Genomic DNA, 23,122 nt, shown 5'->3' with positions numbered 1-23,122 from the left:
ACCCGATCCCAAGGCTCAATCCCGAGGCTTTATCCCGAGGCTTCGCGCGCCAACCGGGATGCACGGCGGGCGATGGATTGTAGTCAGGGAGAGGTGTCGATGACGGAGCCGGACGTTCGCAAGGGGATGCCGCCGGTCAAGCTTTCGCGCGATGAATTCGAACGGCGCTACCGCAAGCGATTTGCCGATCCGGTCTTTCAATCCATGCAGACGGAGCTCGCGACGATCATCGCCGGCGCTTGGGACGCCTATCGTCATTCGCGCAAGGCGCCGGTTACCCGCAAGGCCGGCCCCGGCTTTGCCGATCCCGACTATGATCTCGCGGTCGATTGGCTGTCCGCGCGCGATGCCATCGATGAAGCGCAGCGCAGGCACGACGATCCCAACGAAACGCCGCATATCCTGCTGATCAACGGCTCCTCGCGCAGCGAGCATACCTGTCCCGGCGAGATGTCCAAAAGCTGGCGCATGGTCGAGATCGCTGAGTGCGCCTTCCGCGAGATGGGCCTCGCGGTCGATGTGCTCGATCTGTCGCGGTTGACGTCCGAGTTCGGCAGGGAGATTCATCCCTGCAAGTCCTGCGTCTCCACCTCGATGGCGCTCTGCCACTGGCCGTGCAGCTGCTATCCAAACCACTCGCTCGGCCAAACCGACGACTGGATGAACGAGATCTATCCGCTGTGGGTGCGCGCGCACGGCATCATGATCATCTCGCCGGTCAACTGGTACCAGACGCCGACCGGGCTCAAGGCGATGATCGATCGCCTGGTCTGCGCCGATGGCGGCAATCCCGATCCGACCTCAACCCATGGCAAGACCGCGAGCGAAGCCAAGGCGCTCGAGCTCAAGGGCTGGCCATATCCCAGGCATCTGCGCGGCCGGCATTTCGGCATCGTGGTCCACGGCGACAGCGTCGGCGCGGAAACCTGCCGCCGCTTCCTTGCGGACTGGCTCACCGACATGGAGTTGATCTCGGCCGGCGGCAGGGCCGAGCTCGATGGCTATGTCGGCTACATGGAGCCCTACGCGACGTCGCATCGCGATCTCGACGAAGACAAGGCCTTCCAGGAACAGGTGCGCAATGTCGCGCTGGCGCTCGGCGCCGCCGTCGACCTCGCGCGCACCGGACATCTGGAAGATCCCGGCAAGGGGCTCGAGGACCCGCAGCCGAAGTAGGGTGGAATCCGGGTTCCCAAAGGAACGAAGAACCCCGGCCGCCCGTTAGGCCGCGGGAGGAAGTCACAATGCGCTATATTTCGATTGCAGCTCTTGTTGCGGCTGCCGTGATGAGCAGCGGCGCCGCATTGGCGCAGCATTCCGGTACGCCATCGGAACAGAGCGCGTGCACGCGCGATGCACAGCGCTTCTGCCGGAAGGACCTCGGCAATGACGGTGCCGTGCAGAACTGTCTTCAGATGAAGCGGGCCAGCCTGAGCCGGAGCTGCAAGAAGGTTTTCGAAAGCCACGGAATGTAACGGTCGCCTGCGAACGGGCATCCGTGATAGAGCGTGGCGGTTAGCTCGGGCAAATCATGTCGCGAGAACGTTGTGGTGTGACTCACAGACCGCGCCACACATTCAGTGTCGTCCTGGCGAAAGCCAGGACCCATTACCCCAAATGAGAGTTATCGCGCGACGCTGGGGCCACGATCCCATTCACGATCAAGTTCTGTGGTTATGGGTCCCCTGAGTTCACAAACGAAGTGCAACACTTCCTTGAGGAGGTGTTGCCATGGGGCGGAGTTACAAGCAGCTCTCTCTGGACGACCGATGCGAGATTGCCTGCCTATCGGCCAATGGCAGCTCGGTCCGGCAAATCGCGGCAGCTCTGGATCGCTCGCCATCAACGGTCTCTCGGGAACTGAGGCGCAATCGGGGGAGCCAGGTCGGCTACAAGCCAAACTATGCCCAGCACCAGATGCGAGCGCGGCGCTGGACGGGCGGACGCCTCGAACGGGAGCCCGGCCTGCGCCGCGCGGTGTTGGAACGCCTTCGCCGGGGCTGGTCGCCCGAGCAGGTCGCCGGCCGGCTGGCCCGCGAGTCCGGGCGCAAGGTGATCTCGCACGAGACCATCTACCGCTTCATCTATGCCCAACTCAGGCGCACCACGAACTTCAACTGGCGGCGCTATCTGCCGCGCGCCAAGAGCAAGCGCGGCCGCCGCGGCAAGAGGGGCGGCAGCCCCGCAAGCTTCATCGAAGGCCGTGTTTCCTTGGCAAATCGGCCGATCGAAGTGGCCGACCGCAGCGTGCCCGGACACTGGGAGGCCGACCTGATGATGTTCTCGAAATACGGTCAGGCCGTGCTGACCGTGCACGAGCGCACCTCGCGTCTGCTGCTCGGCATCCGCCTTGCCAGCAAGGTCGCGCGCGGTGTCGCCCGCCATCTCGTGGGCTTCTTCGCGACCCTGCCACAAGAGCTGCGCCAGACCGTGACCTTCGACAACGGCACCGAGTTCGCCGGTCACCTGGCGCTGCACCGCCTCTCGATCGAGACCTTCTTCTGCGATCCCCACGCCCCCTGGCAGAAGGGCGGCATCGAGAACGCCATCGGCAGGATGCGCCGCTTTATTCCCCGCAAGACCGATCTCGTAACCCTCTCGACCGCCAGATTCCGCCAGTTCATCGCCGCCTACAACAACACCCCGCGCAAATGCCTTGACTACCGCACGCCTGCCGAGGCTTTTGCTCAAGTGTTGCACTTCGAATGTGAATCCACCTCCCTGGCTTTCGCCAGGACGACGACAATATTTGCGACGGCGGCGCAATAGACTCACTGTCGTCCCTGCGAAAGCAGGGACCCATAACCACAAATGCTGATTGTTGCGCGACGTCGGAACGACGAATCCGGTTCACACCACAAGTGCGGCGTATGGGTCCCTGCTTTCGCAGGGACGACACCGTGTGCTGTTTGAAATGTCTATCGCAAACGACCGGCGGCGCTTGCGTGCCGCGCTTGCTACTTCACCGCCGAGAAGCGGGTGTCGAACGAGTTGGTCTGCACCACGGGCGCGGAGCCGGCGAGTTGGGTCGACGACGACGGGGCCGGTGCGGCGGCCGCTGCGGTGGTCACTGCCGGCTTCGGTGCCGGCTTGGCGGCCTGCTTCGGCTCAGCCTTGGGGGCGACGCGAACCACCGACTGCGGCTTGGCCTCGGCGACCTTCGGCTTGGCCGGGGCAGCAGCGGCCGGAGCCGGCGCGGTCGTCTTGCTGGCGTCGGCGGTGCCGCCGATGCCGACCTTGCGGGCAAAGCTGGAGAAGAAGCCTTCGGACTTGTCAGAGGTGGACTTGTCGGAGGTGGATTTGTCAGAGGCGGATTTGTCGGACGCGTTCGCCGAGGCAACGCGGGTGCTGGCCGACGATGCGGTGGACGACGTCGTCGCCACGACCGGCTCGTCCTGCTGGACCGCAAGATTGGGCTTCGGCGGATTGACCGTACCGGGGATCGTGCCGGGCGCGCGCGCCAGCGACATCGAGGCCAGCGCCTGGCTGTCGCCGCCTTCGGAGAGGCCGGTGTTTCCTTCCGGAATCTTCGAGGCGAAGATCGCGTTCATGCCGCCGTCGATGCCGGTGTTGAGGCGCGCAACGGGCGTACCCTTGGATACCAGCTTGGCGGTCTCGGCGGCTTCCTTCTGCTCCTTCTCGTGCACGGCGCTCGCGATCTCCTCGGGGATCACATAGGCCGGGCACTTCGCGGAGGCGTCGAACACCGGATCGCGTGTTGCACCCGGCGCCTTCACCGCGTCGAACACATACTTCTTCTCGCAGAAGTCCACTTTCGGCTCCTGCTTCGTCACCTCGAAATGATCGTAGCCTTCCTTGATCATCTTCCAGAACGGCATGTTCGGATTGTTGCGGTGCTTGGCCATGTTCACCGGCGTCATCCGGAACGGATAGGCCTGCAGCTGGAACGCCTTCTGGCCGCCGAAGAAGGACTCGCGGCCGAGCGAGTAGATCTCCGCGATCTGCTCGTCCGTCATCGCGTAGCAGCCGCGCGAGGAGCAATCGCCATGCACCATCAGCTGCGAGCCGGTGCGGCCGAGCGCCTTGTCGAAGGCGTTGGGGTAGCCGGTGTTGAACGACAGGTAGTAGGCCGACTGCGGGTTCATCTGGCTCGGGTTGATCGAATAGAACCCCTCGGGCGCCTGGCGGTCGCCTTCGCGGACCTTCGGACCGAGGTCGCCCGACCAGCGGCAGATTGGATAGGTCTTGAGCAGCGCGAACTGGCCGGAGCGGTTTTGCTTCCAGACCTCGAGCTCGGCCTCCTGCTTGAACAGCCGCACCAGGATCGGCGACTGCATGTCCATGTCCTTTTCGGTCATGGCAGCGACGAGCTTTGGCGGGACCGGCTGGTTGGCCTTGGCGTTCTGCGCGAGCGAGATCTGGTCGCTGTCACAACCGGCGAGCATGACGCCTGCGGCGAGCACCGCCGAGGTCAGAAGCGCGCGTACGAGCGTGCGATGAGTCAAGTCCGAGCTCCACACCCACCGGGCGATTTTCGCGACCCCAACACGGCGAATATGCCCTGAAGCCATTGTGTAAAATATTAGCCTTCGACGACCCCTGCTCGCAACCTGAACCGGGGCGGACAGCCCTCACGGTAGCAGGCATGGTTCAAGGAATGTTAAAGACCCGGCTCGGGGCCCAATTACGGCAAAATTGCCCGGTTTGGACGAAAAATCGGGCGGTTTGGGCCGGTCAGCCGAGCTTGCGGCCGATATCGAGGAATTTCTGGCGCCGCTGCTTGCGAATCGCGTCCGGATCAAGATTTCGTAGGTCGTTGAGCGCCTGGGCGATGGCGTCGCCCGTGGTCGCGATCATCGCGGCGGGGTCGCGATGAGCCCCGCCCGAGGGCTCCTTCAGGATCTGGTCGATCACGCCGAAGCGCAGCATGTCCTGGGCGGTGATCTTCATGCTGTTGGCGGCTTCCTGCGCCTTGGTGCCGTCGCGCCACAGGATCGAGGATGCCGCCTCCGGTGAGATCACGCTATAGATCGCGTGCTCCATCATCAGGACGCGGTTCGCCGTGGTGATCGCGATGGCGCCGCCCGACATGCCTTCGCCGGTGACGATCGCGACATTGGGTACGCCGAGCGACAGGCAGGCGTCGGTCGAGCGGGCGATCGCCTCGGCCTGGCCACGCTCCTCGGCGCCGATGCCGGGATAAGCACCGGCGGAATCGACGATCGACAGCACCGGGATGCCGAACCGGTCGGCCATTTCCATCAGGCGCACCGCCTTGCGATAGCCTTCGGGGCGCGCCATGCCGAAATTGTGCTTGATGCGGCTCTCGGTGGTGGCGCCCTTCTCCTGGCCGACCACGCAGATGCTCTCGCCGCGGAAGCGGCCGAAGCCGCCGACCAGGGCCTCGTCGTCGGCGAATTTGCGATCGCCGGCCATCGGCGTGAATTCGGTGATCAGGCCGCCGATGAAATCGGTGAAGTGCGGCCGCTGCGGATGCCGCGCCACCAGCGTCTTCTGCCACGGCGTCAGATTGGAATAGAGCTCGGTGAGCGCCTGCGCCGCCTTGTCCTCGATCCGCGCGACCTCGTCGCCGATGTCGCTGCCGCTCGCGGCAAGCGCACGCAACTCGTCGATCTTGGATTCAAGCTCGGCGACGGGTTTTTCGAAGTCGAGATAGCTGCGCATCGGGTCGGGCATCAACTCAATATAGGGAGGAACGGTGCGAGGGGCGAAGCGGTTTCGGCGTCGGAAAGAGAAGCTTTGTAACTTCAAACGGTTAACGCGCATCTGGGTGGAATGCACGCTTCGGGATCGCAAGCAGGTGACGCTCTTTCTGCGGAGACGAAGCGGAAGTCAAGGCGGATTGCTCGTAGCCCGGATCGAGCGAAGCGCAATCCGGGGAGCGATATCGGCGGAAATACCATTCCCGGATTTTGCTGCGTTCCATCCGGGCTACGGATCCCTAGGACTTCTCCGCCAACGGATGCAGGTCGCGGACCAGGCTCTTCAGCCGCTCCTCGACCACATGGGTGTAGATCTGGGTGGTCGAGATGTCGGTGTGGCCGAGCAGGGTCTGCACGATCCGCAGGTCCGCGCCATTGTGCAGCAGATGGCTGGCAAAGGCATGACGCAGCACGTGCGGGGACACCAGCCGCGGCGCAAGGCCGGAGGCGCCGGCAAGCTCCTTCAGGTCGCGGGCGAAATGCTGCCGGGTCAGATGTCCGCTCTCGCCGGAGGACGGAAACAGCCATTTCGATGGTGCGGCTTTTTTCGCCTTCGGCTGCATCAGCTCCAGCGCGGCGAGGTAATCCGCCATCGCCTGGCGCGAGGCGTCGTTCAGCGGCACCAGCCGTTCCTTGTTGCCCTTGCCGCGCACCACGATCATCCGCGCATCGCGCCGCGCCGCCGAGACCGGCAGCGACACCAGCTCGGAGACGCGCAGGCCGGTGGCGTACAGCACCTCGAGCAGGCAGTAGAGCCGCAGCGCGCGCAGCCGCTGCGCCGGCGAGACGTCGGTTTGGGTCAGCTCCTTGGCGCGGGTCAGCATGCGGTCGACGTCGGCAATCGACAGCACCTTGGGCAGCCCGCGGCCGCGCTTCGGGCCGGACAGGATCGCGGCCGGATCGTCGGTGCGGACCCGCTCGTTGAGCAGGAAACGGTAGAGGTGCCGCATCGCTGACAGCCGCCGCGCCACGCTGGTCGACTTGAAGCCTCTGACATCGAGGTCGGCGAGGTAGCCGCGCAGCGTCTCGGTGTCGGCGCTGGTGAAATCGGCGCCGGCATGGGCGAGGTAGTCGGAGAAATCGGTGAGGTCGCGCCGGTAGGCGTCGAGCGTGTTGGCGCCGGCGCCCTGTTCCGCGGCGAGCATGTCGAGGAACAACGCGGTCAGTTTGGCGTCGGAGGGCTTGGTGAGGGTCTTGGCGGGATTTTTGGCAGCAGCGGGCATGCCGGAATCATAGCGTCTATTTCTTGAGGAACTTATCCGGTGGGATGGTCACCGTCATTTCCCGCGGTTTCGGGTGCACGAAATTCGCCAGCGCGAAGACGATGCCGTAGCCGATCCCGAAAATCACGGCGACGACCGTCAGGAAGCGGAACAGGCTGGGCATGGAGGCGACTCGGGCGGCGAATTAACCAATGAAATCATCCAACATGTTCCCCGCGCGGTTGCAAGAGTCGCTGGTAAGGGTGTCGCCGGGGGTAGTATAGGTGGCTCGAATTCTGAACAATTCGTCCCAATATCCGAGCTTTTTGATGTCCGACGCAGCCGTACCGGCGCCCACCCATCCGACCCTGGAGGCCGACATCGCGGCTGCGCTGGGGACGCGGTCGATCGTCCTGGTCGGCATGATGGGGGCCGGCAAGTCGACCATCGGCCGGCGGGTGGCGGCGCGACTCAAGCTGCCGTTCACCGATGCCGACACCGAGATCGAGGCGGCGGCGGACATGACGATCCCGGAGATATTCGAGAGCAAGGGCGAGCCGTATTTCCGCGACGGTGAGGCGCGGGTGATCGCCCGCATCCTCGGCAATGGCCCGGTCGTGCTGGCGACCGGCGGCGGCGCCTTCATGCGCGAGGAGACCCGCAACCGGATCCGCGACCGCGCGATCTCGATCTGGCTCAAGGCCGACAGTGATATCATCATGCGCCGGGTGCGCCGCCGCGCCGATCGTCCGCTGTTGCACACCCCCGACCCGGAGGCGACCGTCAACCGCCTGCTCAGCGAGCGCGAGCCGGTCTACCGCACCGCCGATTTGACGATTGCCTCGCGCGACGTGCCGCACGACCGCATCGTCGACGAATGCCTCGAGGCCCTACATGCGCATCTGTGCGGTGCGCGTCCGGCCGACGAGCCACCATCTGATGGATTGAACGCGACCTCATGACTGCGCCCTTGAAACATTCTGCCTCCGTTACCGTCGACGTCGCGCTCGGCGACCGCGCCTATGACATCGTCATCGGCCGCGACGTGCTGCAGTCGCTCGGCGAGCGTGTCGCGGCGCTGCGGCCCGGCGTGCGCACCGCCATCGTCACCGACCGCACTGTCGCCAAGCACTGGCTGGAGCCCACCGAGGCATCGCTTGCCGCCGCCGGCGTGCCGACGTCGCGGATCGTGGTCGAGGAGGGCGAGGGCTCGAAGAGCTATGCCACGCTGACCGAGGTCAGCGAGGCGCTGATCGCGGCGAAGATCGAGCGCAATGACCTCGTCATCGCGCTCGGCGGCGGCGTGGTCGGCGATCTCGCCGGCTTCGCGGCTGCGATCCTGCGCCGCGGCGTCGATTTCGTACAGGTGCCGACCTCGCTGCTGGCACAGGTCGATTCCTCCGTCGGCGGCAAGACCGGCATCAACTCGCCGCAGGGCAAGAATCTGATCGGCGCATTCCACCAGCCGGTGCTTGTCATCGCCGACACCTCGGTGCTCGACACGCTGTCGCCGCGCCAGTTCCGCGCCGGCTACGCCGAGGTCGCGAAATACGGCATCCTCGGCGACGAGGCCTTCTTCGCCTGGCTCGAGAAGAACCACACCGATATCTTCGCTGGCGGCGCCGGGCGCGAGCACGCGATCGCAACATCCTGCCGCGCCAAGGCGGGCGTCGTCTCGCGCGACGAGCGCGAGACCGGCGAGCGGGCGCTGCTCAATCTCGGCCATACCTTCGGCCATGCACTGGAAGCCGCGACCGGCTTCTCCGACCGGCTGTTCCACGGCGAGGGCGTCTCGGTCGGCATGGTGCTCGCCGCGGAGTTCTCGGCGCAGCTCGGCATGATTTCGTCCGACGATGCGGGGCGCATCGCGCGTCATCTGTCCGCGGTCGGATTGCCGACACGCCTGCAGGATATCGCAGGCTTCGCGCAGGAAGGCCTTGCCGACGCCGACGCGCTGCTGGCGCTGATGGCGCAGGACAAGAAGGTCAAGCGCGGCAAGCTCACCTTCATCCTGCTGGAGGCCGTCGGCCGCGCCGTGATCGCCAACAATGTCGAGCCGCAGCCGGTGCGCGACTTCCTGCAAGCCAAGCTGAAGGCCTAGACCGGGATGCCTCTCCTTCGGATCGTCATCCCGCTCTGTCTTTTTGATTTGAGCATGATCTTTTCGGAAAACCGCTACACACTTTTCCGGATCATGCTCTAGCCACGGATCAGTTCAGTGGGATGGTTCACCTTCTCGATCGTGCTGCTCTGCCTGTTCATCTCGGCGTTTTTCGCGGCGAGTGAGACGGCGCTGACCGGTGCCTCGCGCGCCAGCATGCTGCGGCTGTCGAAGCAGGGCAACACCGATGCCGGCGTGGTCTCCAAGCTGGTCAATATGCGCGAGCGCATGATCGGCGCGCTGCTGCTCGGCAACAACATCGCCAATATCGGCGCCTCGGCGCTGGCGACCGGCGTGTTCACCGCCTGGTTCGGCGACGTCGGCGTGCTCTATGCCACCGCGGTCATGACCGTGATGGTCGTGGTGTTCGCCGAGGTGCTGCCCAAGACCATCGCGATCAACGCGCCCGACCGCATCTCGCTTTTGGTCGCGCGGCCGATGCGGCTGACGATCTTCGTGCTGGGGCCGCTGCTCACCGTGATCGAGACCATCGTGCTGGCGCTGATGAAGCTGCTCGGCATCAAGGTCGGGGCGCATCAGGCGGTGCTGTCGCCGACCGAACGTCTGCGCGGCGCGGTCGATCTGTTGCATCACGAGGGCAAGGTCGAGAAGCAGGACCGCGACATGCTCGGCGGCTTGCTGGATCTCAGCGAGCTGCAGGTCTCCGACGTCATGGTCCATCGCACCGAGATGACCATGGTCAACGCCGACCTGCCGCCCGAGGAACTGGTGCGCGAGGTGCTGGCGAGCGAATACACCCGCATCCCGCTGTGGCGGGAGAAGCCGGAGAACATCGTCGGCGTGCTCCATGCCAAGGACCTGCTGCGCGCGATGCGCGCCAACGAGGGCGACATGTCCGCGATCGATGCGTCGGCGATCGCGCTGCCGCCCTGGTTCGTGCCGGAGATGCGTCCGGTCTCCGAACAGCTGAAGGCGTTCCGTCGCCGCAAGACCCACTTCGCCCTCGTGGTCGACGAGTATGGCGAGGTCGAAGGCATGGTGACGCTCGAGGACATCCTGGAGGAGATCGTCGGCGATATCTCCGACGAGCACGACGTCGTCGTCGCCGGCGTGCGCGCGCAGCCGGACGGCTCGGTGGTGGTCGACGGCTCGGTGCCGATCCGCGATCTCAACCGTGCGATGGACTGGCGCCTGCCGGACGAGGAGGCGACCACGGTCGCCGGCCTCGTGATCCACGAGGCGCGCTCGATCCCGGAGCGCGGCCAGAGCTTCACCTTCCACGGCTTCCGCTTCCGCGTGCTCCGCCGCGAGCGCAACCGCATCACCGCGCTGCGCATCGTCGCCGTCCCGCGCGAGACCGAGCTGGAGGAGAAGAAGCCGAAGCGGGCGGGGACGGCGTTCTAGTTCGAGCTGGCCAGTCTCCTAGCACCGTCACCCCGCGCAACGGCTTCGCCGTTGTCGCTGGAGGAGTGCGCATCGCGCGCGTCTCGAAGGGGCGACGGCCACCAGCCGGGCCGTGCATCCTTCGAGACGGCCGCGCGGTGGCCTCCTCAGGACGAGGATCTGGCAGTTGTGCCGAATGCTACTCGATATCGATCGAGATACCCGACAGCTTCCACGCGCCGTCGGAGGGGATGAAGCCGAGCTGATACTTCACCTGCTTGGGCGTGGTGTCGAAATGCCCCTTCAGCCGCAGCACGCCCTTGTCGTCGATCTTGGCGTCCTCGTCGAGAACGATCGGCTTGGCAACCACGGCGTCGAACACCGCGTGCTTGTCGACCAGATCCTTGAAGATGGTCTTGAGCTTGTCAGGCGGAAACTGGTCGCGGAACGGCTTTGAGATCTTGGCGTGGAACACGGTGAAATTATTCCCGGCCACCGCATCGTTGAGCGACACCAGGATGCTCTTGATCAGCACCTCCTGGACGAACGGGCTCGGCATGTCCAGCGCCAAGGCCGGCCGCATCGCGCAGATCAGGAGCAGGCCGGCGGCGGTGACGATCGACCGGAAACGTGGCCAGCAAGGGATCATCAATGGCCCCATATCATGCGTGGCGGTGCAATCCGTAGTTTCACCTGCTCACGCAGGGAGCAGGTCCATCCTGTTCTCATAAAGGAAAACCGCCGCTTCGTCTTGAGGCAAGCGCGAACTAGCGCGGCTTTTCCCCGGGGCCGTGGGCGTGGATCGCCAGCGCGTGCACCGAGCCGGCGAGTTCCTGCGCCAGCGTCGCATTTATCATGCGATGGCGTTCGATCCGGCTCTTCCCTTCGAAGGCCGGAGACACAATATATACCCGGAAGTGCGTCTCCCCGCCTGGCCTGTGGCCGGCGTGGCCCTCATGCAGATGTGACTCGTCGACGACGTCGAGGCTTTCCGGCAAGAAAGCTTCACGCAACTTGTTTATGATAGCGTCTTTGGTGCTCATGGCGGCGGAGTTAGGTTCGCGACAGCTTTTCGTCAATGGTGCAAGCGGGAAACGAGGTCCGCGCAATGTCAAGACTTGAAGATTTGTGCATTGCGTAGTCAAAGAGAACATGCCGATCGATTCATCAAAATTCTTCGACTCCATTCGCATCAAGCCGACCAAGGTCAGTGCGAAGCGCCAGGCGCAGGCCGGCGAGCAGGCTGTGACCTGCGAGTGGGCGGGTTGCCAGAACAAGGGCGCGCATCGCGCCCCGAAAGGCCGCGAGAATTCGCGCGAGTATTGGCACTTCTGTCTCGACCACGTCCGCGAATACAACCAGTCCTACAATTTCTTCCAGGGCATGAATCCTGACGACGTCGCGCGCTACCAGAAGGACGCGCTGACCGGCCACCGTCCGACCTGGAAGATGGGCGCCAACAACGGCAAGAAGGGCGAGAGCGGTCTCGATGCCGCCTCCGATCCGTTCCACGTGTTCTCCGAGCTCAACGGCCGCGGCCGCTGGCGCCCCGGACCGGGCGGCGCGGAGCCCAAGCCCGAGACCCGCAAGGTCATGAACGCCGAGCGCAAGGCGCTGCAGGTGATGGGGCTAGGGGCCGAGGCGACGCTCGAAGACGTCAAGTCGAAGTACAAGGCGCTGGTCAAGCAGCACCATCCCGACGCCAATGGCGGCGACCGCTCCACCGAGGATCGCCTGATCGAGATCATCAAGGCGTACAATTATCTGAAGACCGTGGTGCGCGAGGCCTAAGCTCTCTCGTCCTCGTCGCCCCTGCGAAAGCAGGGGCCCATAACCACCGGCCGTTATCGTTTGCACAAAATGTCTGCCCGATTGCCCCATCGATGGGCCGCGGCGCACGGGTCCCTGCTCCCGTGCGCAATTGCGCACTAAAGCGCGATGAGATTAGGTTGAATCGTCATCGCGCCTTAGCTCTTTGTTTGAGCATGATCTTTTCGGAAAACCGCTTCGCACTTTTCCGGATCATGCTTTAGGCAGGGACGACGGCAGAGTTTGTGGCTCCGCCGTCGTCCAACGATGCAATTCTGTAGCCCGGATGGAGCGCAGCGCAATCCGGGGCTCTTCCCATCCGCGGCTACACCGTTCCCGGATTTCGCTGCGCTCCATCCGGGCTACGGTTTCATTCACCCCTTCGGCATCGCCCCGACATAGGACGAGCTCGGCCGGATCAAGCGCCCGGTGCGCCGCTGCTCAAGCGCATGCGCGGTCCAGCCGGCAGCGCGTGCGGTGGCGAAGATCGGCGTGAACGCCTGCCGCGGAATTTCCAGCGCATCGAGCAGGATCGCGGTGAAGAACTCGACATTGGTCTCGAGCGGCCGCTCCGGATTCTTCTTCCGTAGCGCCTCGCGGATGTAAGCCTCGACCTCGCCGGCAAACGGCAGGTCGGCACCACTGGCCTCGAGGCGCTCGATCGCGATCTTCAGCACGTCGGCGCGCGGGTCGCGCACGCGATAGACGCGGTGACCGAACCCCATCAGTCGTTCGCCGTGCGCCAGCGCGCCGTCAACCCAGGGCTTGATGCGCTCGCGTGTGCCGATCGCGTCCAACATTTCGAGCACCGGTTCAGGTGCGCCGCCGTGCAGCGGGCCGGTCAACGCGCAATAGCCGCCGGTGATCGCCGCGAACAGATCGGCCTGCGTCGAGGCGATCACCCGCGCGGTGAAGGTCGACGCATTCATGCCGTGGTCGCAGACGGTGACGAGATAGGCGTCGAGCGCGGCGACCTCGCGCGGCTCGACCTTGCGGCCCAGCAGCATCCGCAGCGCGTCGGCGGCGTGGCCGGCATTCGGGTCCGGCGCGATCGGATCGCTGCCCCTGGCTCGCCGGACCAGGGCGGCCGCGATCACCGGGAAGGCGCCGACGATGGTCGCCTCGTGCTCCAGCCCGTTCTCGCCGCGGAGGCCCGCGATCGCGGCCCGGAAGCCGTCGACGATCGACATGCCGCGCGTCGCCGGCAGCAGGTCCGGCAGGCGGGCGAAGGCGCGTTCGCGGGCGGCGCCGAGGCTGGCGCGGACATTTGCTTCACTCAGCGACTTGCCGGCGGCGCCGTTCCACAGCCGGGCCGTGACGCCCTCGAAGCTCGACTTGCCCGCGAGGTCGGCGACGTGCTCGCCGGCGATGATCAATTCGCCGCGCTCGCCGTCGACATGGCTCAACACGGTCTCGGCGGCGGGAACGCCGTCCAGACCGATCTGGCTCTTTGTGAGATGCATATTCATGGCCTGATCTCCTTGCTTCACCCCTTCAAGGTCAGGCCTCTCGACGAGTTGATCAATCTTGATTATATAAATCAATATGAAAAAATCCGCCGAGCTTTACCTCTCCGCGCGCGAAGCCGCCGCCGAGCTCGCGATCTCGCCGGCGACCCTCTACGCCTATGTCAGCCGCGGGCTGATCCGCTCCGAGCCGTCGCCGGATTCGCGCAGCCACCGCTACCGCGCCGAGGACATCAGGGGGTTGAAGGAGCGCCGCGTGCCGTCGCCGGAGCCGCGCGGCTTCCGTAATTTCGACGCCGATCTGCCGGTGATGGATTCGGCGATCGCGACCATCACCGAACAGGGCCCGATCTATCGCGGCGTCAACTGCGTCGATCTCGCCGAGCGCGACACGCTGGAGCACACCGCGACGCTGCTGTGGGACGTCACCGGCGTCGATCCGTTCGCGCCGGACAATTGTCCGCACCTCTCGGACGAAATGCGCGCCATCGCCGAAGCCGCGCGCCGCGCCCAGCCGATCGATCGGACGGTGGCCGTGCTGGCGCTGGCGGCAAGTGCCGATCCCGGCGCCTTCACGCGCGCGCCGGACGGCCGCGCCATGGTCGGCGGCCGCATCCTGCGGCTGCTGGTCGCGACCATGCTGAATGCCGTGCCATCGAACGAGCCGCTGCACGAGCAGGTGGCGCGGGTTTGGACGCCTGACAACAAGCACGCGCCCGACCTGATCCGCCGCGCGTTGGTGCTGCTCGCCGATCATGAACTGAACGCGTCGACCTTCACCGCACGCTGCGCGGCATCGACCGGGCTCAATCTGTACGACGCCGTGATCGCGGGTCTCGTTGCGCTGAAGGGACCGATGCATGGCGGTGCCGGCGTGCTCGCCTCGCGCCTCGTCAAGACGATGCTCGACAATGACGTTGCGCCAGTGGTCCGCGAGCGCGTCGCGCTTGGCGAGCGTTTCGCCGGCTTCGGGCACGGCGTCTACAAGAAGGGCGATCCGCGGGCGATCTCGCTGCTCGAGGCGCTGACGCGGGCCGGCGCGCCGCGCAAATTCACCAGGGAAGTGCCGGAGCGGATCGCGGAGGCGACCGGCGAATTCGTCAACATCGATTATGCGCTGGCGGTGCTGGTGCATGCGCTGCGGATGCCAGCGGGCAGCGAGCTCGCGCTGTTTGCGATGGCCCGCAGCGTCGGCTGGATCGCACATGCCAGCGAGCAGCTTCAACTCGGCAAGTTGATCAGGCCTCGCGCGCGCTATGTCGGACCGGCGCCCGGGCGGGCGGGAACGACCAACAGCCTCTAGCTATTTGGCCGGCTTGGCCGGTTCGATCAGGCTGCCGCCGTGCCGGCGGCGGATGGTCCAGACGGCCAGCGCCAGGATTACGGCGCCGCCCGCGACCGCAAACATCCAGAGATGCTTGCCGACATGGCCATGATGCGGCAGGCCGGCATAGTCGTGCAGCGCGGTGACGGCGAGCACGCCGGGCAGCACATGCGCCGGCGCCCAGAGCAGGATCGCGGGGATGTTGACCGCGTAGAAGCGCGCCGGCGGCATGTCGAGCGCGCCGGCCGTGATCGGCACGAAGGCGCGGATCGGCGGCACGAAGCGGGCGAAGAACACCGCGAGCACGCCCCAGCGGTTGAAGAACGCCTCACTCTGCGCCACCACGCGCGGGTAGTTGGAAAGCGGCCAGGCCGACAGGATCTCGCGCTGGCTGCGGTGGCCGATCAGGTAGGCGGTGCCGTCGCCGAGCATCGCGCCGGCGGCGGCCGCGGCGAGCACCGGCAGCAGCTTCAGTTCCCCGCCCGGCACCAGCGCGCTCAGCGCCAGGATGATGGTCGAACCCGGCACCAGGGAGCCGATCACCGGAACCGCTTCCAGCAGGGCGGCCAGAAACAGCGTCAGATAGGCGAGCCAGGCATGGGCCGAAACGAACGCGATGAACGGGTCAAGGAATGAAGTCACAAAATTCCCATGCGGCGGTGATATGGATTGGAGAGCTAACAACTCCCTGCCAAGGTGGAAAGTGCCTCGCGTGCAGGCAGGGCGTCCGCACGCTGCGGCGAAAGTGCGGCGTGATTCGCAGGGCAGCCTTTCAAAAACCGGCTCCCAGACCTATCTTCATGATAGAACAACGGAACTTTGATTGGCCCGCGGGCTTCTGCCGGCCGTTGCTCTCTGCTAGGCTTGTGCCTAGCACCCCATCCGCAGCCAAACGATCAATCTGGTTTCGGGAATGCCCGGGACCTCGGAGGATGAATGACGACCGCCGTCCAGACCAAAGCACAAGAACCCGTCGTCGGCTTGCCCGACATGAAGGTGTCGGTCCGGCAGGTCTTCGGGATCGATAGCGATCTGGAAGTTCCCGCCTATTCGGAAGTCGATCCGCATGTGCCGGAAACCGACCCGGACTATCGCTTCGACCGCGCGACGACGCTCGCGATCCTCGCCGGCTTTGCCAAGAACCGCCGCGTGATGGTCACCGGCTATCACGGCACCGGCAAGTCGACCCACATCGAGCAGGTTGCGGCCCGCCTCAACTGGCCCTGCGTGCGCGTCAACCTCGACAGCCACATCAGCCGTATCGATCTCGTCGGCAAGGACGCCATCGTGGTCAAGGACGGCAAGCAGGTCACCGAATTCCGCGACGGCATCCTTCCCTGGGCGCTGCAGCACAATATCGCGCTGGTGTTCGACGAATACGACGCCGGCCGCCCGGATGTGATGTTCGTGATTCAGCGCGTGCTGGAAGTCTCCGGCCGCCTGACGCTGCTCGACCAGAACAAGGTGATCAAGCCGCATCCGGCGTTCCGCCTGTTTTCGACCGCCAACACGGTCGGCCTCGGCGACACCTCGGGCCTCTATCACGGCACCCAGCAGATCAACCAGGGCCAGATGGACCGCTGGTCGATCGTCACCACGCTGAACTACCTCGCCCATGACGAGGAAGTGGAGATCGTGCTGGCCAAGGCGCGCCACTACCGCACGCAGGAAGGCCGCGACATCGTCAACAAGATGGTGCGGCTTGCGGACCTCACCCGCAACGCCTTCGCCAATGGCGACCTGTCGACGGTGATGAGCCCGCGCACGGTGATCACCTGGGCCGAGAACTCGGACATCTTCAACGACATCGGCTTCGCGTTCCGCGTCACCTTCCTCAACAAGTGTGATGAACTGGAGCGGCCGCTGGTCGCCGAGTTCTACCAGCGCTGCTTCAACGTCGAGCTGCCGGAATCCTCGGTCAACGTGGCGCTCAGCTAGTCCATGCCGAAAATCTCCGTCGAGCGCACAGTCACACAGACGAAGAAGGCGGTGCTCGGCGGATTGCTCCACTACAACAACGAGAAGATGGGGAAGCAGAAGTACAAGCGCTTCGCCATCTCGCTGCGGCAAGATGACAAGATTGTCGGCGGCATCGTCGGCGAGGTCTGGACCGCGGTGTTGTTCATCCAGTTGTTCTGGATGGAGCAGAAGTTTCGCAACAAGGGCTTTGGCGCGAAGCTGATCAAGGCGATCGAGGACGAGGCGCGGCGCTTCGGAGCGACGCGATCCTATCTGGATACGATGAGCTTCCAGGCGCCGGGCTTCTACCGCGCCAATGGATATAAAGAGTTCGGTTCGATTGAGGGGTATCCCGGCGGCGTAACGCGCCATTGGTTTACGAAATCGCTATGACAACCTCCAACATCAAATTCCGTCCCGGATCCAAGGAAGCGCCGACCGAGCCGTTCAAGCGCTCGGTGTCGGCGTGCCTGAAGGCGATCGCCAAGAAGCCGGAGCTCGAAGTCTCCTTCGCCGCCGAGCGCCCCGGGCTCGCGCCCGGCAAGGCGCGGCTGCCGGAGCCGGCACGCAAGATGACCAAGCGCGATGCCGCGATCGTGCGCGGCCACGCCGATTCGATCGCGCTCAAGATCGCCTGTCACGATCCTAAGGTGCATCGCAAGCTGATGCCGGGTAACCCGCAGGCGCGCGGCGTGTTCGAGGCGGTCGAGCAGGCGCGCGTCGAGGCGATCGGCTCGCGGCGGATGGCGGGCGTTGCGAAGAACCTCACCGCGATGCTCGACGATCATTTCCACCGCGGCAAGTATGACGAGATCACCGATCGCGCCGACGCGCCGCTGTCGGATGCGCTGGCGATGCTGGTGCGCGAACGTCTGACCGGCATGGCCCCGCCCGCGGCCGCCAAGAAGATGGTCGATCTCTGGCGTCCGACCCTGGAGGACAAGATCGGCTCGCGGCTCGACAAACTCAGCCGTTTCACCGAGGACCAGGCGAGGTTCGGCGACCTCGTCCATGATCTGCTGTCGGCGCTCGATCTCGGCGACGACCGCAACATGGATTCGGACGATGACGACGACCAGGACGAGAACCAGGACGGCGAGAGCGATCAGTCCGGCGCCGAGGGCTCGCCCGACTCCGATGCCGCGCAAGAGATGAGCGCCGACCAGGCGCAGACGTCAGCGGAAGAGATGAGCGAAAGCGCGATGGAGAGCGCGCAGGCCTCCACGTCTGATACGTTCGACGACGGCGAGCTAGGCGACGACGAGACGCCGGGCGAGGCGACGCGGCCGAATGCGCGCGGCCAGAACGAGCCGCGCGGTCCGGAATATCACGCCTTCGCGCCGAAATTCGACGAGGTGATCGCCGCCGAGGATCTCTGCGACCACGACGAGCTCGAGCGGCTGCGCTCCTATCTCGACAAGCAGCTCGCGCATCTGCAGGGCATCGTGGCGCGGCTCGCCAACCGCCTGCAGCGCCGGCTGATGGCGCAGCAGAACCGCGCCTGGGAGTTCGATCTCGAGGAGGGCATCCTCGATCCGGCGCGGCTGTCGCGCGTCGTCACCGATCCCTATCATCCGCTGTCCTTCATGCACGAGAAGGAGGCGACCTTCCGCGACACCGTGGTGACGCTGCTGCTGGATAACTCCGGCTCGATGCGCGGCCGCCCGATCACGGTCGCCGCCACCTGCGCCGACATTCTGGCGCGCACGCTGGAGCGGTGCGGCGTCAAGGTCGAGATCCTCGGCTTCACCACGCGCGCCTGGAAGGGCGGGCAGTCGCGCGAGGCGTGGCTCGCGGCCGGGAAGCCGGCCAATCCGGGCCGCCTCAACGATCTCAGGCACATCATCTACAAGTCGGCCGACGCACCCTGGCGTCGCGCGCGGAAGAATCTCGGACTGATGATGCGCGAGGGCCTGCTCAAGGAGAACATCGACGGCGAGGCGCTCGACTGGGCGCACAAGCGCCTGCTCGCGCGCCCCGAGCAGCGCCGCATCCTGATGATGATCTCCGACGGCGCGCCGGTCGACGACTCCACGCTGTCGGTCAATCCCGGCAACTATCTCGAGCGGCATCTGCGGCACATCATCGACGAGATCGAGACCCGCTCGCCGGTCGAGCTGATCGCGATCGGCATCGGTCACGACGTGACGCGCTACTATCGCCGCGCCGTGACCATCGTGGACGCCGAAGAGCTCGGCGGCGCCATCACCGAAAAGCTCGCCGAGCTGTTCAGCGAGACTCACGGCTCGGCGCCCGCGCCGGGCATCCGGCGCCGCCTCCACTCGTGAGACATGCGCTCACCCCCTAGCCGCCGCCGTTTCCTCCAGGGTATGGCGGCGGGGCTGTCGGCCGCCGCATTGCCGCGTCTTGCGCAGGCGCAGAGCGCGACCCAGCCGCCGGCAACGCCGAGGCCGGCTGCGAGGCCGAGCCCCTACCGGGTCAACGAACCGGTTTCGGTCGACGTCAACGCGCGGCCGCTGCCGTCGTTCGATATCCGCGATCGCGCGCGCACGCGGTTCGGCGCGCTGGAATATCGCAGCGGTCTGATCCTGACCTCGTCGTTCTCCGGCTTCGGCGGCCTCTCCGCGCTACGGCTCGATGCCAAGGGCGAACGCTTCATCGCGGTCAGCGACCAGGGCAGCTGGCTCACCGGCCGCATCGTCTATCGCGGCCGGGAGATGGTCGGGCTCGACGATGTCGAGGCGGCGCCGCTGCTCGGCGCCGACGGCAGGCCGATCACCGCGACCCGCGGCTGGTATGATTCGGAATCGCTCGCGCTCGACGGCTCGTTCGCCTATGTCGGGCTCGAGCGGGTCAACCAGGTGCTGCGCTTCGATTTCGCCAAGGGCTTTACCCGCTCGCGCGGCGAGGTGATTGCGCTGCCGCCGCCGGCACGCAAGCTTCCCAACAACAAGGGGCTGGAGGGGCTCGTCTTCGTGCCGAAAGGCCAGCCGCTTGCGGGTACGCTGATCGCATTCTCGGAACGCGGGCTCGATGCGAGCGGCAATCTGGTCGCCTTCCTGGTCGGCGGCAAGACGCCGGGCCAGTTCAGCGTCCGCCGCAGCGAGAATTTCGACATCAGCGACGCGGTCCTGCTGCCGTCGGGCGGTCTGTTGATTCTGGAGCGGAAATTCTCCTGGTTCGGCGGCGTCGGCATCCGCATCCGCCGTCTCGCGCTGTCCGAGATCGCGCCCGGCGCCGTGGTCGACGGCCCTGCGATCTTCAATGCCGATCTCGGCAACGAGGTCGACAACATGGAAGGCATCGACGCCCATGTCACGGAGGAGGGCGAGACCGTGCTGACCATGGTCTCCGACGACAATTTCTCCCTGATCCAGCGCAACCTGCTGCTGCAGTTCACGCTGGTGGACTGAGGCGCCGGCCCGAGGGACGCCGTCAGGGCATTGCTGATCTGCGCCCCGGCCTGCGCGGCCTTCCGGACGGTTGGTGATCGGCCGTGGTGCCTCTATCTTAACCGGGCCCTTTCCCCGATCCCGGATATCCGCCGCATGAGCTCCCTGTTCTCCCCGATCGAACTGCGCGACCTGAAACTCTCCAATCGCATCATGGTCTCGCCGATGTGCCAGTATTCGGCCATCGACGGCTCCGCCAACGACTGGCACTTCACCCACATCAACATGCTGGCCCTGTCCGGCGCGGCGATGTTCTGCATCGAGGCCACCCATGTCGAGGATATCGGGCGGATCACGCCGGGTTGCCTCGGTCTGTACAACGACGCCAACGAGGCGGCGCTGAAGCCGATCCTGGCCTCGGTGCGCAAGCATTCGAAAGCGGCGGTCGCGATGCAGCTCGCCCATGCCGGCCGCAAGGCGTCGAGCCAGCGCCCCTGGGAGGGCGGGCAGTTGATCCCGATTGCCGAAGGCGGCTGGCAGACGGTCGGACCATCTGACGTCCCGCACAAGGAAGGCGAGGCCGCGCCGGTGGCACTCAACGACGCCGGCCTGAAGCGCATCCGCGAGGCTTTTGTCGCGTCGGCAAAGCGCGCCGACCGGCTCGGCATCGATGCGCTCGAGCTGCACGGCGCGCACGGCTATCTGCTGCACCAATTCCTTTCGCCGATCGCCAACAAGCGGACCGATCGCTATGGCGGCTCGCTGGAAAACCGCATGCGCTTCCCGCTGGAAGTGTTCGATGCCGTGCGCGCAGTATTCCCGGATCACAAGCCGATCGGCATGCGGGTGTCGGCGACCGACTGGGTCGAGGGCGCCTGGGACCTTGCGCAGACCATCGAGCTTGCCAGGGAGCTGAAGAAGCGCGGCGTCGACTGGATGGATGTCTCATCCGGCGGCGTCTCGCCGTTGCAGAAGATCCCTCTCGGGCCGGGCTATCAGGTGCCGGCGGCGCTGGCGGTCAAGGAGGCGACCGGCGTTACCACGATGGCGGTCGGCCTGATCACGGAAGCGAAGCAGGCGGAGGAGATCGTCTCGTCCGGCAAGGCCGACATGGTCGCGCTCGCCCGCGGCATGCTCTACGACCCGCGCTGGGGCTGGCACGCTGCCGCCGAGCTCGGCGGCGAGGTGAGCGCGCCGCCGCAATACTGGCGCTCGCAGCCCTCGACGCAGAAGGCGCTGTTCGGCAAGACCACGTTCGGGACGCGCTGACAGCGCACCTCGCTTGCGAGGTCACTGCATGGCGGGCCCGAACCAGCGCGTCAGCGCGGCGTCGAGGCCCGTCGTGTCGGCGTCGTCGGCCGCCCAGGCGATGCAGGCGTCCGGACGGATCAGCAGCGAAGCGCCGCCGCGTCCTGGCACGCATCGCACGAAGATGTCCCAGCGCGCCGCGATCGCTGACGCAGCTCCATCAGTCGCATCGACCAGCACGGCCCTGCCGTCCTCCATCTGATCGAACAGGGTTGTTTCCGCGCCGTCGTCGCCAAGAGCAAAATTGCCGGAGAGCCGGCCTACCGATGGATGGTCACTGCCGAGATCGTAACGGATCCGGATGCCGCTGATCATTTCGCCGAAGTAGCGGGTGCCCTCGTCGAGGCTCATCAGGTCAGCGACGATCTCGCGCAAGGCGTCCGTCATGACATCAGGCCGCATCAAGGCGACCTGGGCGCGGGTGTTGGCGAGCACCCTTGCCGCGATCGGATGCCGCTCCCCCGTGTAGCTGTCGAGCAGGCTTTCGGGCATGCGATCGCAGACGACCGCCGCAAGTTTCCAGCCGAGATTGACCGCATCGAGCAGGCCGAGATTGAGGCCTTGTCCGCCGAATGGCGAGTGCACATGCGCCGCATCGCCCGCCAAAAGGACGCGGCCCCTGCGATAGCTGTCGGCCTGCCGCGCATTGTCGGTGAAGCGCGTCGCGGTCTTGACCGCGGTGACGCGAACGTCGACGCCGCTGATCCGGCGCAGGGTGGTCTCGATCTCCTCGCGCGTGACCGGTGCGCTGCGATCGGCCGGCGGTCCGTCGAACTCGGCCAGGAACACCCGGCCAGGAATCGGTCCATAGGCCATCATGCCGACCGGCGTCCGCCGCCAGCCGACCGGCAGAAGTCGATCCGGATGATCGAGATCGACGATGGCCTGGTGTCCCGTGAGGGACGGTTCGGTGCCGGGGAATGCGAAGCCCGCGCGCTTGCGCACGGCGCTGCGTCCGCCGTCGCAGCCGACCAGATAGGCCGCGTGCAGCGTGGCATCGCCGGACGCGTCCCTGCTCCGCGCCACGACGCCGTCGCCGCTATCCTCGAAATCGATCAACTCGCAGCCGCGCCTGATCTCGATGCCGAGCGCGTGGGCGCGTTCGGCGAGCATCGTTTCCAGGGCTTGCTGGTTCACCCCGCGCAACCGCCGGTCCGGCTCGCGCTGACGCGTCTGGTCGATCAGGAAAATGCCCGAGAAGTGACCGCCGAATTTCTTGAACGGCAGGTCGCTCGCATCGCCCGCGCCCTTCATGAGCCTGGACATGCTTTCCGCCATGCTGCGTTCGACCGCATTCATCGCGTCGCCGAGGCCGCGGCGCTCCAGTGCCTCGCCTGCCAGCGCGCCGATCGCGCCCGCCTTGATGGTCTGGTCGGGCTCGGTCAGCCGCTCGATCACGATCACGTCGGCGCCGCCCAGGGTCAGTTCGATCGCCAGCAGCAGTCCGGTCGGCCCGGCACCGACCACAATCACGTCGGTTCGTTCACGCGTCACGCCGTCACCATAAAATTG

At 65.7% G+C, this 23,122-nt stretch carries 22 protein-coding genes; 13 read left to right on the top strand and 9 right to left on the bottom strand.

Annotated features, from left to right (window positions below; translation table 11 throughout):
- Positions 1-99: 99 nt before the first annotated feature.
- The 3 genes from ACVWY5_RS37100 to ACVWY5_RS37090 all read left to right on the top strand — a co-directional run bounded on the left by ACVWY5_RS37100 (position 100) and on the right by ACVWY5_RS37090 (position 2,769).
- Entirely contained in the window at positions 100-1,176 is a 1,077-nt protein-coding gene (locus tag ACVWY5_RS37100) for a flavodoxin family protein (RefSeq protein ID WP_028337298.1), read from the top strand.
- Between the two features lie 68 nt (positions 1,177-1,244).
- Complete coding sequence (locus tag ACVWY5_RS37095) at positions 1,245-1,475, top strand: hypothetical protein (RefSeq protein WP_028337297.1); 231 nt, start codon at positions 1,245-1,247, stop codon at positions 1,473-1,475.
- A 256-nt stretch (positions 1,476-1,731) separates the two neighbouring features.
- The gene (locus tag ACVWY5_RS37090; RefSeq protein ID WP_456671752.1) at positions 1,732-2,769 is read left to right on the top strand and encodes an IS30 family transposase; all 1,038 of its coding nucleotides are present in this window, start codon (positions 1,732-1,734) and stop codon (positions 2,767-2,769) included.
- 188 nt (positions 2,770-2,957) lie between these two features.
- Here the strand turns inward: ACVWY5_RS37090 and ACVWY5_RS37085 are convergent, their stop codons facing one another.
- The 4 genes from ACVWY5_RS37085 to ACVWY5_RS37070 form a co-directional block, all read right to left on the bottom strand.
- A complete protein-coding gene (locus ACVWY5_RS37085) occupies positions 2,958-4,466 on the bottom strand; it encodes a L,D-transpeptidase family protein (protein ID WP_028338201.1) in 1,509 nt (502 codons plus the stop codon).
- A 229-nt stretch (positions 4,467-4,695) separates the two neighbouring features.
- Complete coding sequence (locus ACVWY5_RS37080) at positions 4,696-5,658, bottom strand: acetyl-CoA carboxylase carboxyltransferase subunit alpha (RefSeq protein ID WP_018269178.1); 963 nt, start codon at positions 5,656-5,658, stop codon at positions 4,696-4,698.
- Positions 5,659-5,923: 265 nt separating this feature from the next.
- Positions 5,924-6,907, bottom strand: a complete 984-nt coding sequence (gene xerD, locus ACVWY5_RS37075; protein ID WP_051376440.1) for a site-specific tyrosine recombinase XerD — start codon at positions 6,905-6,907, stop codon at positions 5,924-5,926.
- A gap of 16 nt (positions 6,908-6,923) precedes the next feature.
- Entirely contained in the window at positions 6,924-7,070 is a 147-nt protein-coding gene (locus tag ACVWY5_RS37070) for a hypothetical protein (RefSeq protein ID WP_016843561.1), read from the bottom strand.
- 145 nt (positions 7,071-7,215) lie between these two features.
- Here ACVWY5_RS37070 and ACVWY5_RS37065 point away from each other — a divergent pair, with 145 nt between their 5' ends.
- The 3 genes from ACVWY5_RS37065 to ACVWY5_RS37055 all read left to right on the top strand — a co-directional run bounded on the left by ACVWY5_RS37065 (position 7,216) and on the right by ACVWY5_RS37055 (position 10,412).
- Complete coding sequence (locus ACVWY5_RS37065; RefSeq protein WP_016843560.1) at positions 7,216-7,848, top strand: shikimate kinase; 633 nt, start codon at positions 7,216-7,218, stop codon at positions 7,846-7,848.
- Entirely contained in the window at positions 7,845-8,987 is a 1,143-nt protein-coding gene (gene aroB, locus ACVWY5_RS37060) for a 3-dehydroquinate synthase (protein ID WP_028338203.1), read from the top strand. Before ACVWY5_RS37065 ends, aroB begins: the two co-directional genes overlap by 4 nt.
- Positions 8,988-9,104: 117 nt before the next feature.
- The gene (locus ACVWY5_RS37055; protein WP_028338204.1) at positions 9,105-10,412 is read left to right on the top strand and encodes an HlyC/CorC family transporter; all 1,308 of its coding nucleotides are present in this window, start codon (positions 9,105-9,107) and stop codon (positions 10,410-10,412) included.
- Positions 10,413-10,590: 178 nt separating this feature from the next.
- On the opposite strand, the gene ACVWY5_RS37050 is transcribed toward ACVWY5_RS37055, so the two are convergent.
- Together ACVWY5_RS37050 and ACVWY5_RS37045 are read right to left on the bottom strand one after the other, a co-directional pair.
- On the bottom strand, positions 10,591-11,040 hold the full coding sequence (locus tag ACVWY5_RS37050; RefSeq protein ID WP_028338205.1) for a hypothetical protein: 450 nt from the start codon (positions 11,038-11,040) through the stop codon (positions 10,591-10,593).
- A gap of 118 nt (positions 11,041-11,158) precedes the next feature.
- Complete coding sequence (locus ACVWY5_RS37045) at positions 11,159-11,434, bottom strand: BolA family protein (RefSeq protein WP_028338206.1); 276 nt, start codon at positions 11,432-11,434, stop codon at positions 11,159-11,161.
- Between the two features lie 109 nt (positions 11,435-11,543).
- Here ACVWY5_RS37045 and ACVWY5_RS37040 point away from each other — a divergent pair, with 109 nt between their 5' ends.
- Positions 11,544-12,182, top strand: a complete 639-nt coding sequence (locus ACVWY5_RS37040) for a J domain-containing protein (protein WP_028338207.1) — start codon at positions 11,544-11,546, stop codon at positions 12,180-12,182.
- Positions 12,183-12,574: 392 nt separating this feature from the next.
- On the opposite strand, the gene ACVWY5_RS37035 is transcribed toward ACVWY5_RS37040, so the two are convergent.
- Complete coding sequence (locus ACVWY5_RS37035) at positions 12,575-13,669, bottom strand: citrate synthase/methylcitrate synthase (RefSeq protein WP_028336176.1); 1,095 nt, start codon at positions 13,667-13,669, stop codon at positions 12,575-12,577.
- A 76-nt stretch (positions 13,670-13,745) separates the two neighbouring features.
- On the opposite strand from ACVWY5_RS37035, the gene ACVWY5_RS37030 reads away from it, so the two are divergent.
- Positions 13,746-14,969, top strand: coding sequence for a citrate/2-methylcitrate synthase (locus tag ACVWY5_RS37030; RefSeq protein ID WP_028336177.1), 1,224 nt, complete (start codon positions 13,746-13,748; stop codon positions 14,967-14,969).
- On the opposite strand, the gene ACVWY5_RS37025 is transcribed toward ACVWY5_RS37030, so the two are convergent.
- Entirely contained in the window at positions 14,970-15,632 is a 663-nt protein-coding gene (locus ACVWY5_RS37025; RefSeq protein WP_028336178.1) for a DedA family protein, read from the bottom strand.
- A gap of 294 nt (positions 15,633-15,926) precedes the next feature.
- On the opposite strand from ACVWY5_RS37025, the gene cobS reads away from it, so the two are divergent.
- From cobS to ACVWY5_RS37000, 5 genes are all read left to right on the top strand, one after another.
- Entirely contained in the window at positions 15,927-16,928 is a 1,002-nt protein-coding gene (cobS, locus tag ACVWY5_RS37020; RefSeq protein ID WP_018269176.1) for a cobaltochelatase subunit CobS, read from the top strand.
- Between the two features lie 3 nt (positions 16,929-16,931).
- Positions 16,932-17,342 (top strand): GNAT family N-acetyltransferase, encoded by a 411-nt coding sequence (locus tag ACVWY5_RS37015; RefSeq protein ID WP_028336179.1) that lies wholly within the window; start codon positions 16,932-16,934, stop codon positions 17,340-17,342.
- Positions 17,339-19,237, top strand: a complete 1,899-nt coding sequence (cobT, locus tag ACVWY5_RS37010; RefSeq protein WP_028336180.1) for a cobaltochelatase subunit CobT — start codon at positions 17,339-17,341, stop codon at positions 19,235-19,237. Before ACVWY5_RS37015 ends, cobT begins: the two co-directional genes overlap by 4 nt.
- A gap of 3 nt (positions 19,238-19,240) precedes the next feature.
- Positions 19,241-20,323 (top strand): esterase-like activity of phytase family protein, encoded by a 1,083-nt coding sequence (locus ACVWY5_RS37005; RefSeq protein ID WP_028336181.1) that lies wholly within the window; start codon positions 19,241-19,243, stop codon positions 20,321-20,323.
- 135 nt (positions 20,324-20,458) lie between these two features.
- Entirely contained in the window at positions 20,459-21,571 is a 1,113-nt protein-coding gene (locus tag ACVWY5_RS37000; protein ID WP_028336182.1) for an NADH:flavin oxidoreductase/NADH oxidase, read from the top strand.
- A gap of 21 nt (positions 21,572-21,592) precedes the next feature.
- Here the strand turns inward: ACVWY5_RS37000 and ACVWY5_RS36995 are convergent, their stop codons facing one another.
- Positions 21,593-23,104, bottom strand: coding sequence for an FAD-dependent monooxygenase (locus ACVWY5_RS36995; RefSeq protein ID WP_321176822.1), 1,512 nt, complete (start codon positions 23,102-23,104; stop codon positions 21,593-21,595).
- Positions 23,105-23,122 lie beyond the last annotated feature (18 nt).

The sequence above is a fragment of the Bradyrhizobium sp. USDA 3256 genome, assembly GCF_054058275.1.
This window is presented reverse-complemented; position numbering and strand designations above follow the sequence as displayed.